This is a genomic window from Paractinoplanes aksuensis (assembly GCF_024137025.1).
Classification (GTDB): Bacteria; Actinomycetota; Actinomycetes; order Mycobacteriales; family Micromonosporaceae; genus Actinoplanes; species Actinoplanes aksuensis.
Map to the genome: position 1 here is coordinate 179,769 of NZ_JAMYJR010000018.1, position 15,252 is coordinate 195,020.

At 71.3% G+C, this 15,252-nt stretch carries 16 protein-coding genes; 3 read left to right on the forward strand and 13 right to left on the reverse strand.

Going from position 1 to position 15,252, the window contains the following annotated elements:
• Positions 1 to 27 precede the first annotated feature (27 nt).
• From M1L60_RS18335 to M1L60_RS18365, 7 genes are all read right to left on the reverse strand, one after another.
• Positions 28 to 1,614 (reverse strand): bifunctional uroporphyrinogen-III C-methyltransferase/uroporphyrinogen-III synthase, encoded by a 1,587-nt coding sequence (locus tag M1L60_RS18335; protein WP_253238642.1) that lies wholly within the window; start codon positions 1,612 to 1,614, stop codon positions 28 to 30.
• A complete protein-coding gene (gene hemC, locus M1L60_RS18340) occupies positions 1,611 to 2,540 on the reverse strand; it encodes a hydroxymethylbilane synthase (RefSeq protein WP_253238643.1) in 930 nt (309 codons plus the stop codon). Before hemC ends, M1L60_RS18335 begins: the two co-directional genes overlap by 4 nt.
• Entirely contained in the window at positions 2,537 to 3,826 is a 1,290-nt protein-coding gene (locus tag M1L60_RS18345; protein WP_253238644.1) for a glutamyl-tRNA reductase, read from the reverse strand. The genes hemC and M1L60_RS18345 overlap by 4 nt, the downstream gene beginning before the upstream one ends.
• Complete coding sequence (locus tag M1L60_RS18350; protein ID WP_253238645.1) at positions 3,823 to 4,578, reverse strand: redox-sensing transcriptional repressor Rex; 756 nt, start codon at positions 4,576 to 4,578, stop codon at positions 3,823 to 3,825. The genes M1L60_RS18345 and M1L60_RS18350 overlap by 4 nt, the downstream gene beginning before the upstream one ends.
• A gap of 189 nt (positions 4,579 to 4,767) precedes the next feature.
• Entirely contained in the window at positions 4,768 to 5,409 is a 642-nt protein-coding gene (locus M1L60_RS18355; RefSeq protein ID WP_253238646.1) for an HAD family hydrolase, read from the reverse strand.
• 10 nt (positions 5,410 to 5,419) lie between these two features.
• Complete coding sequence (locus tag M1L60_RS18360; protein ID WP_253238647.1) at positions 5,420 to 5,668, reverse strand: glutaredoxin family protein; 249 nt, start codon at positions 5,666 to 5,668, stop codon at positions 5,420 to 5,422.
• Positions 5,665 to 7,179 carry an AMP-binding protein gene (locus M1L60_RS18365; RefSeq protein ID WP_253238648.1) on the reverse strand — a complete coding sequence of 505 codons (1,515 nt, stop codon included), beginning with the start codon at positions 7,177 to 7,179 and terminating at the stop codon, positions 5,665 to 5,667. Before M1L60_RS18365 ends, M1L60_RS18360 begins: the two co-directional genes overlap by 4 nt.
• A gap of 354 nt (positions 7,180 to 7,533) precedes the next feature.
• Between M1L60_RS18365 and M1L60_RS18370 the strand changes: the two genes are divergently transcribed.
• Together M1L60_RS18370 and M1L60_RS18375 are read left to right on the forward strand one after the other, a co-directional pair.
• A complete protein-coding gene (locus tag M1L60_RS18370; RefSeq protein ID WP_438862126.1) occupies positions 7,534 to 8,481 on the forward strand; it encodes an ECF subfamily RNA polymerase sigma factor, BldN family in 948 nt (315 codons plus the stop codon).
• 169 nt (positions 8,482 to 8,650) lie between these two features.
• The gene (locus M1L60_RS18375; protein ID WP_253238649.1) at positions 8,651 to 9,847 is read left to right on the forward strand and encodes a DUF5667 domain-containing protein; all 1,197 of its coding nucleotides are present in this window, start codon (positions 8,651 to 8,653) and stop codon (positions 9,845 to 9,847) included.
• Positions 9,848 to 9,971: 124 nt separating this feature from the next.
• Here M1L60_RS18375 and M1L60_RS18380 read toward each other — a convergent pair whose 3' ends face one another.
• The 5 genes from M1L60_RS18380 to M1L60_RS18400 all read right to left on the reverse strand — a co-directional run bounded on the left by M1L60_RS18380 (position 9,972) and on the right by M1L60_RS18400 (position 13,712).
• Positions 9,972 to 10,976, reverse strand: a complete 1,005-nt coding sequence (locus M1L60_RS18380; RefSeq protein ID WP_253238650.1) for a lysophospholipid acyltransferase family protein — start codon at positions 10,974 to 10,976, stop codon at positions 9,972 to 9,974.
• Positions 10,973 to 12,037, reverse strand: coding sequence for an NAD-dependent epimerase/dehydratase family protein (locus tag M1L60_RS18385; RefSeq protein ID WP_253238651.1), 1,065 nt, complete (start codon positions 12,035 to 12,037; stop codon positions 10,973 to 10,975). The genes M1L60_RS18380 and M1L60_RS18385 overlap by 4 nt, the downstream gene beginning before the upstream one ends.
• A 78-nt stretch (positions 12,038 to 12,115) precedes the next feature.
• A complete protein-coding gene (locus M1L60_RS18390) occupies positions 12,116 to 12,217 on the reverse strand; it encodes a 30S ribosomal protein bS22 (protein WP_020520584.1) in 102 nt (33 codons plus the stop codon).
• Between the two features lie 163 nt (positions 12,218 to 12,380).
• The gene (locus tag M1L60_RS18395; protein ID WP_203784881.1) at positions 12,381 to 12,593 is read right to left on the reverse strand and encodes a helix-turn-helix domain-containing protein; all 213 of its coding nucleotides are present in this window, start codon (positions 12,591 to 12,593) and stop codon (positions 12,381 to 12,383) included.
• Positions 12,594 to 12,794: 201 nt separating this feature from the next.
• Positions 12,795 to 13,712, reverse strand: coding sequence for a proline dehydrogenase family protein (locus M1L60_RS18400; protein ID WP_253238652.1), 918 nt, complete (start codon positions 13,710 to 13,712; stop codon positions 12,795 to 12,797).
• 105 nt (positions 13,713 to 13,817) lie between these two features.
• Between M1L60_RS18400 and M1L60_RS18405 the strand changes: the two genes are divergently transcribed.
• Entirely contained in the window at positions 13,818 to 14,354 is a 537-nt protein-coding gene (locus tag M1L60_RS18405) for a CGNR zinc finger domain-containing protein (RefSeq protein WP_253238653.1), read from the forward strand.
• Here M1L60_RS18405 and M1L60_RS18410 read toward each other — a convergent pair.
• Complete coding sequence (locus M1L60_RS18410) at positions 14,341 to 15,162, reverse strand: sugar phosphate isomerase/epimerase family protein (protein WP_253238654.1); 822 nt, start codon at positions 15,160 to 15,162, stop codon at positions 14,341 to 14,343. The genes M1L60_RS18405 and M1L60_RS18410 overlap by 14 nt on opposite strands.
• Positions 15,163 to 15,252 lie beyond the last annotated feature (90 nt).

Here is a 15,252-nt window from a genome sequence, read left to right on the forward strand (position 1 = left end):
CGGCGGCGGCCGGCGCACCGGGTTCGATCAGCGGAAACGCAGTGCTGTAGGGCCCTGGACCTTGGAGCCGCGACGCTGCTTGGCCGGCATCGCGGCCAGCTTCTCGCGCAGCTCCACCGCGTACGACGCCAGCGCCTCGACCAGATCCGGCACGGAAGCGTGCTGGGGCTGGACGTCGACGCGGAGGCCGAACTCGGTGGCCGTCTCGGCGGTCTTGGGGCCGATCACCGCGACGACCGTGCGGGCGTGCGGCTTGCCGGCGATGCCGACCAGGTTGCGGACGGTGCTGGACGAGGTGAACAGCACCGCGTCGAAGCCACCCGACTTGATCGCGTCGCGGATCTCGGCCGGCGGCGGCGCCGCGCGGACGGTCCGGTACGCGGTCACGTCGTCGACCTCCCAGCCGCGCTCGATGAGCCCGGCCGCGAGCGTCTCGGTGGCGATGTCGGCCCGGGGCAGCAGCACGCGGCCGACCGGGTCGAGGATCTCGTCGTGCGGCGAGAACTCGGCCAGCAGGCCCTCGCTCGACTGCTCGCCGGCCGGGATCAGCTCGGGCTGGATGCCGAAGTCGCGGACCGCGGCCGCGGTGGCCTCGCCGATGCAGGCGATCTTCACGCCGCCGAAGTGGCGGGCGTCGAGACCGTGCTCGTCGAACTTCTCCCAGACCGCGCGGACGGCGTTGACCGAGGTGAAGACGACCCAGGCGTACCGGCCGTCGACCAGGCCCTTGACCGCGCGTTCCATCTGGGCCGGGGTGCGCGGGGGCTCGACCGCGATGGTCGGCACCTCGCACGGGATGGCGCCGTAGGCCCGCAGCCGCGCGCTCATCGCGCCCGCCTGCTCCTTGGTGCGGGGCACCAGCACCTTCCAGCCGTACAGCGGCCGGTTCTCCCACCAGCTCATCGCGTCGCGCTCGGAGACCTCGGAGCCGACCGTGAGGACGACCCGGCCGGTGAAGCCGAGGGCGGCGGCGACGAAACTGTCGACCGTGGACGTCGTCGTGTACTGGGTCTCGCCGGTGCCGTCGCCGGTCACCGCGACCGCGATGCCGGGTTCGACACCCGCGGCGAGCAGGCCGTCGCGGACGGCGGCGAGGTCGCCGGCGTCGACGGCGACCGCGAACGAGCCCTTGAGGGCGGCGGCGGCCAGCGCGTCGAAGTCGAGCGCGGTCACGTCGCCGACGTCGGCGGTGACCCGGACGCCGGGCAGGGGCACACCGGCGTACGTGGCGACACCCTCGGCCTGGCCGAGGCCGGGCACGACCTCGAAGTGGACGGCGGTGCGGGCGATCGCCTGCACCTCTTTGACCACGGACTCGTGGCCGAACGGGTCACCGGCCACGAGGTGCACGGCCGACAGACCGGACTTGGCTGCGGAGAGCAGCACCTTGGCCACGTCTCCGGGCGCGCCCTCGGCCGGGCTGAACTGCGCGTCCGCCTTGGCCTCGGCCCGGATCGCGGTGAGCAGGGACTCGGGCACACCCCGGTCGTAGACCACCTGGTCGGCATCGGTCAGCGCGGCGTGCGCGCGGCGGGTCAGCAGCTCGGGGTCGCCGGGTCCGGCGCCGACGAACGCAATGCGTCCTGCTGGCTTGCGGGCGGTGCGGGTGGTCATTCTGTGCTCCCGATCAGGGTGTCGGCGCCGTTCTCGAGAAGATCGGCGGCCAGGGCCTTGCCGATCTCCGCCGCGTCGGCGGGCGTTCCGGTGCGCGACAGCCGGATGGCTCGAACCCCATCCGGGCTGATCACCGCACCGCGCAGGTAAATCTCGTCACCGTCCTCGCCCTCGGCGAGCTCGGCGTGTGCCGCAACCGGGGCGGAGCACCCGGCCTCGAGCGTGGCTAGCATCGCCCGTTCCGCCTGAACGGTGGAGCGGGACGGTGCGTGGTCGATCGCGGCCAGCAGTTCGACCAGGTCAGCGTCGTCGGCCCGGCACTCAACGGCCAGCGCACCCTGAGCCGGGGCGGGCAGCATGAGCATCGGGTCGAGCGTTTCGGCGATCTCGGCGGCCCTGCCGATTCGCACCACGCCGGCCCGGGCGAGAACGACGGCGTCCAGATCGGCCTCGGGTCCGTGAACCCGGGCGATCCGGCTGTCGATGTTCCCGCGGATCGGCGTGACCTGCAACTCTAGGCCCAAAGCATGCAGTTGCGCGATTCGGCGCACCGCGCCGGTTCCGATCACGGAGCCGGGCGGGAGCTCGGCCAGCGTCTTGTTGCCCTGGGCGATCAGCACGTCGCGCGGGTCTTCCCGGGGCGGGACGGCCGCGATGTGCAGGCCCGGGTGGGCAGCCGTGGGCAGGTCTTTGTACGAGTGCACAGCGAAGTCGATCTCACCGGCGAGCAGCGCGTCGCGCAGGGCGGAGACGAACACACCCACGCCGAGCTGGGCCACCGGGGCCGAGGAACGGTCGCCGGTGGTGACGATGCGCACCAGCTCGACCGGGCGGCCGGTGGCCGCGGTCAGCGCGTCGGCAGTCTGCTGCGACTGGGCGAGCGCCAGCGCGCTGCCTCGCGTGCCAAGGCGCAGGGGCGTACTCACGCCGGTCCTCCGATCTCAGGAACCGCAGCGGCCGGTGTGGCATGCGGCACGTCCAGGTCGAACAGCTCGCGCAGCAGGGCGGCGTACTGGTCGCCGCCGGGCTCGGCGGCGAGCTGGCGCACCCGCACGGTCGGCGAGTGCAGCAGCTGCTGGACGACGCGATGCAGCGTACGGGAAACGTCGGCCCGTTGCTCCTCGCTGAATTCCGACCGGCGCGAGTAGAGCTTGCGCAGCTCGGCCGTGACGACGTCCTCGGCCCGGGTGCGCAGCGCAGCCACGGTCGGCGCGATGTCGGCGCCGCGCAGCCAGCCCAGGAAGTGATCAACCTCGCCGGTCACGATCTGTTCGACGGCGGCGGTCTCGGCCGCGGCCGGCATCGAGCGGCGGGTCGCGGCCAGGCTGTCGATGTCGATCACGGTGACGCCGGCGATGCCGGTCGCGTCGGGGGCCACGTCACGCGGAACGGCCAGGTCGAGCACGACCAGCGGGGCCGCCGCCTCGAGCCGGGCCCGGGTGAGCACCGGCTCGGTCGACGCGGTGGCCGAGACGACCAGGTCGGCCTCGGCCAGGGCGGCATCCAGCTCGTCGTACGGGACGGCGACCGCGCCGTACGCCTCGGCCAGCCGGTCGGCCCGCGCGGCGCTGCGGTTGGTGATCCGCAGCGGGCCGACACCGGCCCGGGTCAGCGTGGCCACCGACAGTGCACCCATCGCGCCCGCGCCGATGACCAGCGCCCGCTTGCCGTCCAGATCGCCCAGCGCGGCCTCGGCCACATCGAGGGCCGCAGTCACGACGCTCTGCCCGGCCCGGTCGATGCCGGTCTCGGCGTGGGCCCGCTTGCCGACCCGCAGGGCCTGTTGCATCAGCTCGTGGAGCAGGCGGCCGGCGGTGTCGGCCTCGCTGGCCGCGTGGTAGGCGTCGCGCAGCTGGCCCAGGATCTGCGACTCGCCCACGACCATCGAGTCGAGGCCGCTCGAGACCTTGAACGAGTGCAGCACCGCCGCCTCGTCGTAGTGCACGTAGAGGTGACCGGCCAGTTCGGTGGCCGGGATGCCGGAGACCTCGGAGAGCACGTTGCAGATGTCGCCGAGTCCGCCGTGGAACGTGTTGACGGCCGCGTAGATCTCGACCCGGTTGCAGGTGGAGAGGACGACGGCCTCACCCACGAACGGCTGGGCCACGAGTTTCTCGAGCAGCCCGGGCACCGCGTGGTCGGCGATCGCGAGCCGTTCGAGCGTGGCGACGTCGGCGGTGCGGTAGGACGCACCGACGCTGAGGAGATTCACGACCCGACCGCCTCCTGGTTGCCCGCCGGAGCGGACCGGCCGCCCGGCAACGCGGTCAGCGATGCCTTGCGATGTTCATGGAAAGAGAGAATCTGCAGTTCGATGGCGAGGTCGACCTTGCGCACGTCGACGTTGGCCGGGACCGAGAGCACACACGGGGCGAAGTTCAGGATGCTGGTGACGCCCGCGTCGACCAGCACGTCGGCCACCGCCTGGGCCGCGTCGGCCGGGGTGGCGATCACGCCGATCGCGATGTTCTCCTCGACCGCGACCCGGCCCAGGTCCTCGATGTGCCGCACGAGCAGGCCCTGGATCTCTTCGCCGACCTTGGACGCGTCGGCGTCGAAGAGCGCGACGATCTTGAAGCCGCGGCTGGCGAACCCGTCGTAACCGGCCAGCGCGTGACCGAGGTTGCCCAGACCGACGAGGCAGACCGCCCGGCGCTGGTCGAGGCCGAGAACGTACTCGATCTGCTCGATCAGCAGGGCGACGTCGTAACCGACGCCCCGCGTGCCGTACGACCCCAGATGCGAGAGGTCCTTGCGGAGCTTGGCCGAATTGACCCCCGCGGCCGCGGCCAGGCCCTCGCTGGAGACAGTGTCCCCACCGGCCTCGCCCAGGTTGTGCAGGGCGCGAAGGTATTCGGGCAGCCGTGCGATCGTCGCCTCCGGCAGATCCGGGAAGGCGGTGACGGCACCGGCGCGCTCGCCAGGGCCATTGCCGGGCGTGCTTCCGTGACGCTGCTGGCTCATCTGACTCCGTGCCGACGAGGTGGCAAAAACTTTGCGAGCCCTCGTGCGCCTGGCTGAACCGGCTGTGCTACCGGGGCTCTCCGGAATCAAAGAGTAGGCGCTTGTGAAGGTGTGCACAAATCGCGATCTTGGTGGTGCGGGTGGACAAAGATCATCTGGCGTGTTAAAACCCCGCCACCGACCACCCTGCTACAGCGTACGGGCGAGGGTGACGGCTTCGACCAGAGTGTCCGCGACTGGACGGCCCGAGGCCCGTAGCCGCGACGGATCGGTGAAACCACCCGCGTAAAGGACGATCTGCCCGCCCACGGCGTCGGCCGCGGCCGCGTCGTCGAGGGAGTCGCCGATCAGCACGACCTGCTCGCCCGACAGCCCCAGCCCGTCCAGGTGCTCGGCCAGGTGACCGGCCTTGAGGTGCCCGCCGAGCTCGGCCCGCAGCCCGTCGACCCGGGTGAAGATCCCGGCCAGTCCGTACGTCTCGACGGCCGGCACCAACTCGCTGTGGAACCACATGGACAGCAGGGACTGCGAACCCGGCCATTCCTTGAGCGCGGCCGAGGCGTCGGCGGCCAGCGTCATGTTGGTCAACCCGAGCCGGTACGCGTCGTGGAAGATCCGGTCGAGCCGGCCGAACTCCTCGTCGTCGACCGCCCGTTCGAGCACCTCGGCATAGAACTCGGCCACCGGCCGGCGGAACCGGCTGCGGTGCTCGTCGGCGTCGACGGCCCGCCCACCGACCGCCGCAAAAGCCTCGTTGGTCGACGAAACCACCAAACTGAGGTCGTCGAGCAGGGTTCCGTTCCAGTCCCAGACCAGGTGAGTACGCGCCACGGCGAACAACCTACAGCCGGGGCTCCCCCGGTTGTCGCGCCAAATCCCCGAGCAGCCGTGACTCCTCGACCCGCCAGTAGCCGTGCTCGGCCCCGTCGAGCAGCACCACCGGCACCCGGTCGCCGTAGTCGCGTTCCAGCTCGACCGACGTCGCGATGTCGACCCGCACCCACTGGCCAGGAATGATCCGGTCGAGGACGGCCTCGGCCTCTTCGCACAGGTGACAGCCGTCTCGGCTGATCAAGGTCACGCGGCTCATGTCAGCAATTCTCTCTTGCGGACCTTGCCGGTGGCCGAGTGGGGAAGCTCACGCACCAGCTCGACCGAGGGCAGCTTGAACCGGGCCAGGTGGGCCGCGCAGTAGACCTGCAGCTCGGCCGGGGTCGGCGGCGGGTCGATGGCGGCCACCACGAACGCGTGCGGCCGCTGCCCGGACTCGCCGTCGGGCACCCCGAGCACGGCCGATTCGGCCACCCCCGGGTGCCCGGCCAGCACCCGCTCGATCTCGGCCGGATAGACGTTGAAACCGTGCACCAGGATCAGGTCGTCGACCCGGTCGACCAGGTGCAGGTCGCCGTCGCCGTCGGCATAGGCGATGTCCCCGGTGGCCCACCAGCCGTCCGAGCCGGGCCCGCCGTGCCCGTCGGGCCAGTAGCCCCGGAAGAGGTTGGCCCCGCGCACCACGATCTCGCCCGGGTCGGTGCCGGCCACGTCCTCGACCGAGAGGTCGAGCTCGGCCAGGTCGGCCTCGGGGGAGATCGTGCCGTCCTCCCAGAGCACCTGGCCGGCCGGGGAGATCAGCCGCAGCGAGACGCCGGGCAGCGGTCGCCCGATCGAGCCGGGCTTGCCCCGGTCGCTGACCGCGGTGGTGGTGAGCACCGGCGCGGTCTCGGTCAGCCCATAGCCGACCAGCACGCTCTGGCCGGTCGCGGCGCCGAAGCGGGCCATCTCGTCGGGCACCAGCGGGGCCGCGCCGCACACGGCCGTCCGCACGGTGCGCAGAGCGATCTCGGCCCCCGGCTGGCGCGACCACGCCGAGTACATGCCGGGGACGCCCATCACCACGGTCACGCCACGTTCGGCGATGACGGCCAGCGAGGCGGCCGGGTCGAAGCGGTCGACCAGCACCCCGGTTGCCGCGTGGTGAGCCACCGAGCCGAGGCCGGTGTTGAGCCCGTAAGCGTGAAAGAGCGGCACCGCGAGCAGCACGATGTCGTCGGCCCCGACCACCGGCGGGTCGATCGCGTCGAGCTGGTCGTGGTTGGCGGCCAGGGCGGCGTGGGTGAGCATCGCGCCCTTGGGCCGCCCGCTGGTCCCCGAGGTGTAGAGCAGCACGGCCAGGTCGTCCGCCGCCACCTGGGGCAGCTCTGCGGGCGGCGCGGCCGGATCAAGGTCGAATTGCGGGCGTACGCGACCCGGCCCGTCCTCGTCGGCCACGATCAGCTCGGCGCCGGAGTCGGCGACGGCGAACTCGAGCTCACTCGCCGAGTAGGCGGGATTGAGCGGCACGGCGACGCGCCCGGACCGCAACACGCCGAAATAGGTCACCACGAACTCGACCGAGGTGCCGAGGACGATCGCGACGCGGCCGCCCGGTGGCGCCAGCGCGGCGATCCGATGGGCCGCCGCCGTTACCCGTCGATCAACGTCGGACCAGGTCAGAGTGGTTTCGCCGGTGATGAGCGCGGGACCGGCGGGCCGGCGCGCGGCGGCCTCGGCGACCGGATCGCGGGCTGCTTCGTCCACGAGGCACGAGTCTGGCACAAACATCCACGGAAGTGGACGGCGGACAGCTTGTCCGTCGTCCGGGTACCCGTGCCGGTCATCGTGGCAGACGTTCCTTGTGTCTTGTCTGCGCCACTTCGTACTATTTTCGCGCAGCGCACACGGTGTGCGACGCCGTGTGATCGGAGTCCGTGATACTTCGCGTCTGAGTAACGGACTCCAAAACCCTGGGTGAGGTCGGTCGGCAGTTTCGCGGGCCACTTCACCCCTTTTGCTATGAGTTTCCACCCCTCATCCCGAGGAGGCCGCTGTGCCACAAAAAGCACGGAAACACTGCGAATCCCAGTCTGGCGGGACGGATCAGCAGTCGGAGCAGAGCCGCCGGGTTGAGGAGGCGCAGTGAGTCATGTTTACGCCGGGGATCCGTACGGCCGTTCCCTCGCCGACGGGCTGACGGGTCTGCGCCGCTCGGTCGACGACATGATCGTCAACACCATCCGCGGTGACGGGCCCAAGCGGACCCGTAACCGCCCCCACATCAACGAGTCACCCGGCCAGCGGCTGCCACCCAACGGCAACGCCAAGCCGATGCCGGGCAGCGGGCGGGTGGCCGTGCCCGGCCGTCCCGCGATGCCCGCGCAGCCCACCGCCGGCCAGCGCAGCAACCTGCCCGAGGCGCCCGCCGTGGGCGAGCAGACCGTGGTCGTTCCGTCGCAGAGCACCACCGGTCCGCAGCGCGACGCCGAGCCCCCCAAGTACCCGGCCCGCCCCGACCCGGGTGACGCCGCGGCCGAGGTGTGGGCGCTGGTCGAGCGGGCCCAGGCCGGTGAGTCCGAGGCGTTCGGGCTGATCTACGACCGCTACGTCGACACCGTCTTCCGGTTCGTCTACTTCCGGGTCGGCAACCGGCAGCTGGCCGAGGACCTGACCTCGGACACGTTCCTGCGCGCGCTCAAGCGGATCGGCAGCTTTACCTGGCAGGGCCGCGACCTCGGGGCCTGGCTCGTCACCATCGCCCGCAACCTGGTCGCCGACCACTTCAAATCCGGCCGCTACCGCCTCGAGGTCACCACCGGCGACGTGCTCGACGCCGACCGCGAGGCCCGCGGACCCGAGGGCAGCCCGGAATCCTCGGTGGTCGACCACATCACCAACGTCGCCCTGCTCACCGCGGTCAAACAGCTCAACCCGGAACAGCAGGAGTGCATCGTGCTGCGGTTCCTGCAGGGCTTCTCCGTGGCCGAGACCGCCCAGACCATGGGCAAGAACGAAGGCGCGATCAAGGCCCTGCAGTACCGGGCCGTCCGAGCGCTGGCCCGGCTCCTCCCGGACGGATTTCAAGGGTGACGCGACTCTCGCCTATTACCCGATGTGAGCTGTTGGTCCCCGTAACCGGGGACGCGTGTCGCGCGTTTGTCCGAGTGCGACCCCGGACGGCCCTGCCGGCCACCGGCATCGTCGCGACCGCCGGCGATGCAGCCGGCGAGACATTCACGAGCGAGGGGAGGTGCCCGCGGTGAACTTCGACTTCTTCGACCGGCGGAGCGCCGAGCGCTTCGCGGAGCTTCTCGACGAGAGCACCGGCGGCCGACGGCACCACAGCCGCGGCCCGGCCGATGAGCAGCTCGCCGAGCTGGTTGCCATCGGCAGCAGCCTGTCCGCCACCCGTCCGGCCGCCCGGGTCGAGCCCGAGTTCCGCACCGGGCTGCGGGCCATGCTGGTCGCCACGGCCGAGCGGGACGGCATCGGCCACACCGCGAGGGCCGCCGACACCGCGCCCGAGCCGGTCGCAGCGGCCCGGGGTCGCCTGCGGCAAGGGCTGCTCGGCCACGGTGGCCGCATCCGGGCCCGGGGCGCCATCGTCATCGGAGTGGCCGCCGGCGCGCTGGCGGTCTCCGGAATCTCCGCGGCCAGCGAGAACGCAGAACCGGGCGACGCCCTGTACGGGGTCAAGCGCTCGACCGAACGGGCCCAGCTGGCCATGGCCGGCTCGGACGTCACGCGGGGCCAGCTCTCGCTGGACTTCGCCCGCACCAGGATGGCCGAGGCCGTGGCCATGCCGGGCAACGACGCCGGCTTCGGTGGCGTGCTCGACGACATGGACGCCGACACCCGCAAGGGCGTCAAGTTGCTGACCACGTCGGCCGTGGCCCGCAAGGACAGCAAGCCGCTGGCCACCATCGACACGTTCGCCGAGCAGCAGCGCCGCTCGCTGACGCCGGCCCTGGACAAGCTGTCCGCCACCAACCAGGAGAGGGCGCTGACGTCGATCGGGCTGCTCGACTCGGTGAGCAAGCGGGCCGAGAACCTGCGGACCGGGCTGGGCTGCGACACCGCGGTCCCGTCGGGCGCCGACCGGCTCGGGCCCAAGCTGAAGGGCTGTGCGGGCGGCGACGACTCGGACGCCGAAGCGCCGCCGGCGCGGCCGTCCGGGCCGAGCGGCAAGCAGACGCCGCGGACGACCGGTCCGGACGACGCCAAGGCGCCCCGCGCGAGCAACCCGGCCGTCGCGCCGTCGGTCTCGGCCGACGCCCAGGTGCCGACCCAGAAGCGGTCGCCGTCGCTGGTGCCGGACCTGCCGCTCGGCGGCACCCCGATGCAGTCCCCGCCGCCGGTCGACGAGGATCCGCTGCAGCAACAGCAGGAGGTCCCGGCCGAGGAGCAGGATGACCCGCTGGGCGGCTTGCTCGGCGGCATCTTCGGAGGCAACTAACCCGACTGAGACATGGCGAGGGGCCTCGGCGATATATGGCGAGGGGCGGTGCCGGGATTTCCCCGGGGCCGCCCCTCACTTTTCACTATAGGCGCACCAGACGTCACCCAACAGCACCGGCGTCTCAGAGGCCGAACGGGTCGGGCCGCTTCTCGAGCAACTCCAGCAACGCGGCCTGAATGGTCTCGCGGACCTGGTCGGCCAGGTTGTAGACGACCATCGGGTCGTCGGCCAGGTCGGTCAGGTGCTCGGTCGGGATCGGCGGGCAGAACTGGATCAGCCACTTGCTCGGCAGCGGCACCAGACCCAGCGGGCCGAGCCAGGGGAAGGTCGGCGTGACCGGGAAGTACGGAACCCCGAGCAGCCGGGCCAGCGGCTTGACGTCGGCCAGGATCGGATAGATCTCCTCGGCGCCGACGATCGCCACCGGCACGATCGGAGTTCCCGTACGCAGCGCGGCCGAGACGAATCCGCCGCGCCCGAAGCGCTGGAGCTTGTAACGGTCGGCGAACCGCTTGCCGATGCCCTTGAACCCTTCGGGGAAGACACCGACCAGCTCGCCCGTGCTCATCAGGCGCTCGGCGTCCGGGTTGCAGGCCACGGTCGCGCCCGACTTGCGGGCCAGTTCGCTCACCACCGGCATGCGGAAGACCAGGTCGGCCCCGAGCAGGCGCAGATGCCGCTCCTGCGGGTGGCGGTCGCGGATGGCCGTACCGAGCATCAACGCGTCGAGGGCGAACGTCCCCGAGTGGTTGGCCACGACCAGGGCCCCGCCGTCCTTGGGCACGTGCTCGATGCCGAAGACCTCGGTGCGGAACCAGTCGTGGTAGAGCACCCGCAGCAGCGGCTGGAACACGGCGTCGTTGAGTTCGGGGTCGAAACCGAACTCGTCGACCTCGTAGCTGCCGGCGAAACGGCGGCGCAGGAAGGCCAGCCCCCGGGCCACGCGCTGGTCCCAGAGGTCGATGGGGTCGGGCTGCTCGTCCGGGGCGGGGTGGTGACCGTTGGAGTTCATTGACGGCACCTCCGGGATCGGGCGTCGGCCGTTGACCCGGACCGGCTCGGCCCGCCGGGGCAGGGTGAAGTCGGCGTGCCCCGGCAGCATGCCCCGGAATTCGTCCTGACTCAACGCCGGTCACCCCCGCTCGTGGCGCCTGCCCGCACCCGGCGGATGCCGTCGAGGATGGCCTTCTCGGCCGCGGCGAGCCGGTCGGCGGTGATCGACGAGCCGTTGGCGTGGCCCTTGATGAAGTCGTCGAACGACTCGGCCGTGGTGCGCGGCGTGAAGCCGAACTCGGCCACCAGGCGGGTCGTGTCGACCACGCGGCCGTGCACGAACAGGTCGATCTGGTCGAAGCCGATCTGGCCGATGCCCACGTTGCGGGCCACGCCGACCAGGGTCGAGAGCGTGCCCTCGGGCAACGGCACCGAGATGCGCCCGGCCCGGCGGATGGCCTGGGAGAGCGCGAGGATGCCGGCCCCGGCCACGTTGAAGGTGCCCGGGTGCTCCTCGACGATCGAGCGGTGCAGGATCTCGAGGGCGTCGTCGACGTGGACGAACTGGAGCCGGGCGTCGCGGCCGAGCACGGTCGGCACCACCGGCTGCGCGAAGTAGCGGGTGAGGGTGGTGTCGGCGGTCGAACTGATGAACGGCGCGAACCGCAGCACGGTGGCCGCGACCTCGGGCCGGCGACGGCGGAAGCCGCGTACGTAACCCTCGATGTCGAGGATGTCGCGCGCGAACGAGCCCCGGGGCACCGCCCGCGGCTCGGTGTCCTCGGTGAAGACACCGGGGTCGCGGAAGGACGCGCCGTAGGCGGCCGTGGAGGAACGCACCACGAGCTTGCGCAGCCGGGGCGCGGCCTGGGCGGCCGCGAGCAGCTGCATCGTCCCGATGACGTTCTGCTCTTTCATAGCGGCCCGGCCGTGGTGCGGGTCGGGCGCGCTGGTCACCGCGAGGTGCACGACGGCCTCGGCGCCCAGGTCAGCCAGGGCGCCGGAAGCCGCGCGAGCGTCGGCCCGGATCAGCTCGACGTCGGCCAGCAGCTCACGCAGAGCCGTGGGCGGTTCGTGCGGATCCAGGCCGACCACGCGGTCGACCCGTGAATCGGCGGCGAGCCGAGCGGCCACCCGGGCGCCGAGATATCGGCTGACTCCGGTGACCACGACGACGCGGGGTGGAGAGGTCACGTCGGGCGCACCTTCCGAGGCGTGCGGGTGCGTGTTGGGGCAAGTACCTGCCCGGCCGGGGGAATCCCCGGCCGCAGGTTACTTACCCAACTTGCGACGCTGGACGCGGGTCTTGCGCAGCAGCTTGCGGTGCTTCTTCTTCGCCATACGCTTGCGGCGCTTCTTGACCACGGAGCCCATACGAAAAGCCTCTCGAAACCTGGTGGCTCGGAGCGGGCACGCCTGGTGCGACGGCCCGATTCCGATCTGAATCGACAGCCCCCGGCGCTACCACAGCCGGGAACCAACCGCACCAGCGTACCGGCCCGTCCGGGGCCGAACCAAAACGACCCCGGTCCTCGTCCTACGCGGTCTGCGAGAAGGCCCCGCGCAGGTACTCGTGGACGGCGTGCTCGGGCACGCGGAACGACCGCCCGACCCGTACGGCTGTGAGGTCACCCCCGTGCACCAGCCGATAGACCGTCATCTTGGAAACCCTCATCAGCGCGGCCACCTCGGCCACGGTCAGGAACCGCACCTCCGAGAGCCGTTCCTCGGTCTGGGCTGGACCCGTCATGTCGGCGCACCGATCCTTTCTCCAGGCACAAGCCGCGGCGACCCGGGAAGGTCAAGCGACGCGGCGGAGAACTTGTGTCATCAGAACGGTATCGATACTTCTGTGACCAACGCGATGCGTTCCGTGAAAGTGGCAGGAAAAAGTCAAGGCCGACACGCCGGATCTGGTGGGTTATAGACCGAATTGTTGCGGATGAGGCGGCTAGCGGCCGACCAGGCCCCGCCCGACGACGGTCACATTGCCCGGACGCTCGGCCAGCCGGCGCACGAGATAGCCGTACCACTGCTCGCCGTACGGCACGTAGACGCGCACGACGTTGCCGCCGGCGGCCAGCCGGGCCTGCTCCTCGGTGCGTACGCCGTGCAGCATCTGGAACTCGTACTCGTCGGCGTCGCGGTCGAACCAGCGGGCCCGGTCTTCCGCGATGGCGATCAGCCGCGGGTCGTGGGTGGCCACCATCGGGTAGCCCTCGCCCGACATCAGGATGTTGAGGCAGCGTACGAAGGACTTGTCGATGTCCAGAGGCGACTGGAAGGCCACCGACTCGGGTTCCGCGTACGCGCCCTTGCAGAGCCGCACCCGGGAGCCGGCCGTGGCCAGCTCGCGGCAGTCGCCCTCGGTGCGGCGCAGGTGGGCCTGCAGCACGGCGCCGGTGCCCGGGTGATCCTTGCGCAGGTCGGAGAGGATCTCGAGGGTCGAGTCGGTGAGCGTGTGGTCCTCCGCGTCCAGGGTCACCGTGGTGCCGGCCTCGGCGGCGGCGGCGCAGACGGCCTGAGCGTGCTCGTAGGCCAGTTTCTCGTCGAGCCGCTGGCCCAGGGCCGAGAGCTTGATGCTGACCTCGGCCGCGGGCGACAGCCCGGCGCCCTTGAGCCGGCCCAGCAGCGCGCGGTATTCGTCGCGTACGGCCACCGCCTGCTCCACACTGCGGGTCTCGGCCGAGAGGTGCTCGAACGTGACGGCCAGACCGTCGTCGGCCAGCTCGCGGCCGGTGCGCAGCGCAGCTTCGACGTCGTCACCGGCGACGAACCGGCGGGCAGCGTTCTTGCTGAAGGGCGCGGCCGAGGCGAGGCGGCCCAGACGGTCCGAACCGGCGGCGGCCAGGAGCAGGTGACGGAGCATGACCCGAGCGTATCGTCCGGAACACCCGGTATCGCGGGAGTGTCACCGGCGTAGTCAGCCACAACGCTTATGTCCGTGGCGCTCGGTGGCGGCTACCTTTGTCGGGTGAACTTCGATGCGTACGCTCGCACCGCGGTCGACCTCGTCAACGCGGAGTTGGGCGATCTCGCCGGGCTGCAGGCCCTGTTCGTCGACGAACAGGCCTGGATGCGTGACGAGGTCGCCGAGAAAGACGTGGCCGTGTTCCGGCGGGCCCAGCGCCGCCTGCGCGACGTCTTCGAGTACGGCACGTCCGGCCGCGACGGCGAGGCCGTGAAAGAGCTGAACGCGCTGCTCGAGGTGTTCCCGGTGCAGCCGCGCATCTCGGGCCACGACGCCGCCGACTGGCACATGCACGTGACCAGCCGCGGCTCGTCGATCAGCGCGGAATACCTGGCCGGCGCGACCTGGGGCCTGTCGGTGTGGTTGTGCGAGTACGGCAGCGCCCGCTTCGGCATCTGCGCCGACGAGCGCTGCGGCAACGTCTATCTCGACACGTCGTCCAACAACTGCCGCCGCTTCTGCTCCGAGCGCTGCGCGACCCGCTCCCACGTGGCGGCCCACCGCGCCCGCAAGCGCGCGCAGTCGCTTACGCCCGCGTAATAGCCGGGGTCGCGGATTCCGCGGGCGCCAGGTGCTTGCGCGCGAACTCGAGGGACTCGCGCAGGTCGGCCTCGCGCTCGGCGCGGCTGGACGCCTTGCGGGTCGAGACCTCGAGGGCGACCGAACCGGTGAAGCCGCGGGCCGAGAGCGAGCGCAGCAGCTCGGCGCAGGGCTGGTTGCCCCGGCCCGGCACCAGGTGTTCGTCACGGCCCTCACCGGTGCCGTCGCCCAGGTGCACGTGTTTGAGGCCGGCGCCCATCTTGTCGGCCATGCCGAGCGCGTTGATGCGCGACGCCGCGCAGTGCGACAGGTCGAGCGTGTAGGCGTCGAAGCCGGTCTCGGTCGGGTCCCACCCCGGGGTGTACGGCACGAACCAGCGGCCCGCCATCTTGACCGGGAACATGTTCTCGATCGCGAAGGCCAGGTCGGGGTGCTTCGCCTGCACCTTGGCCAGGCCGGAGGCGAAGTTCTTGGCGTAGTCGCGCTGCCAGCTGAACGGCGGGTGCACGACGACGGTGGGGGCGCCGAGCGTCTCGGCCAGCTGGGCCGCGCGGTTCAGCCTCTCCCACGGGTCGGGACTCCAGACCCGCTGGGTGACCAGCAGGCAGGGGGCGTGCACGGAGAGCACCGGCAGGTTGTAATGGTCGGACAGACCCTTCAGCGCACCGGCATCCTGGCTGACACGGTCGGTCCACACCATGACCTCGAGCCCGTCGTAGCCGGCCGAGGCGGCCAGCTCGAACGCGGCGGCCGTCGGCTCGGGGAACACCGACGAACTGGACAGAAGCACGGGGACGCGGGAGCTCACGAGGTCAAGGGTAGACCCGATTGTCGCGTACGCCTTCTCCTCGACCGGGTATATGCGGTGATACCGGGCGTCGACTCGGGGACCGCCCGC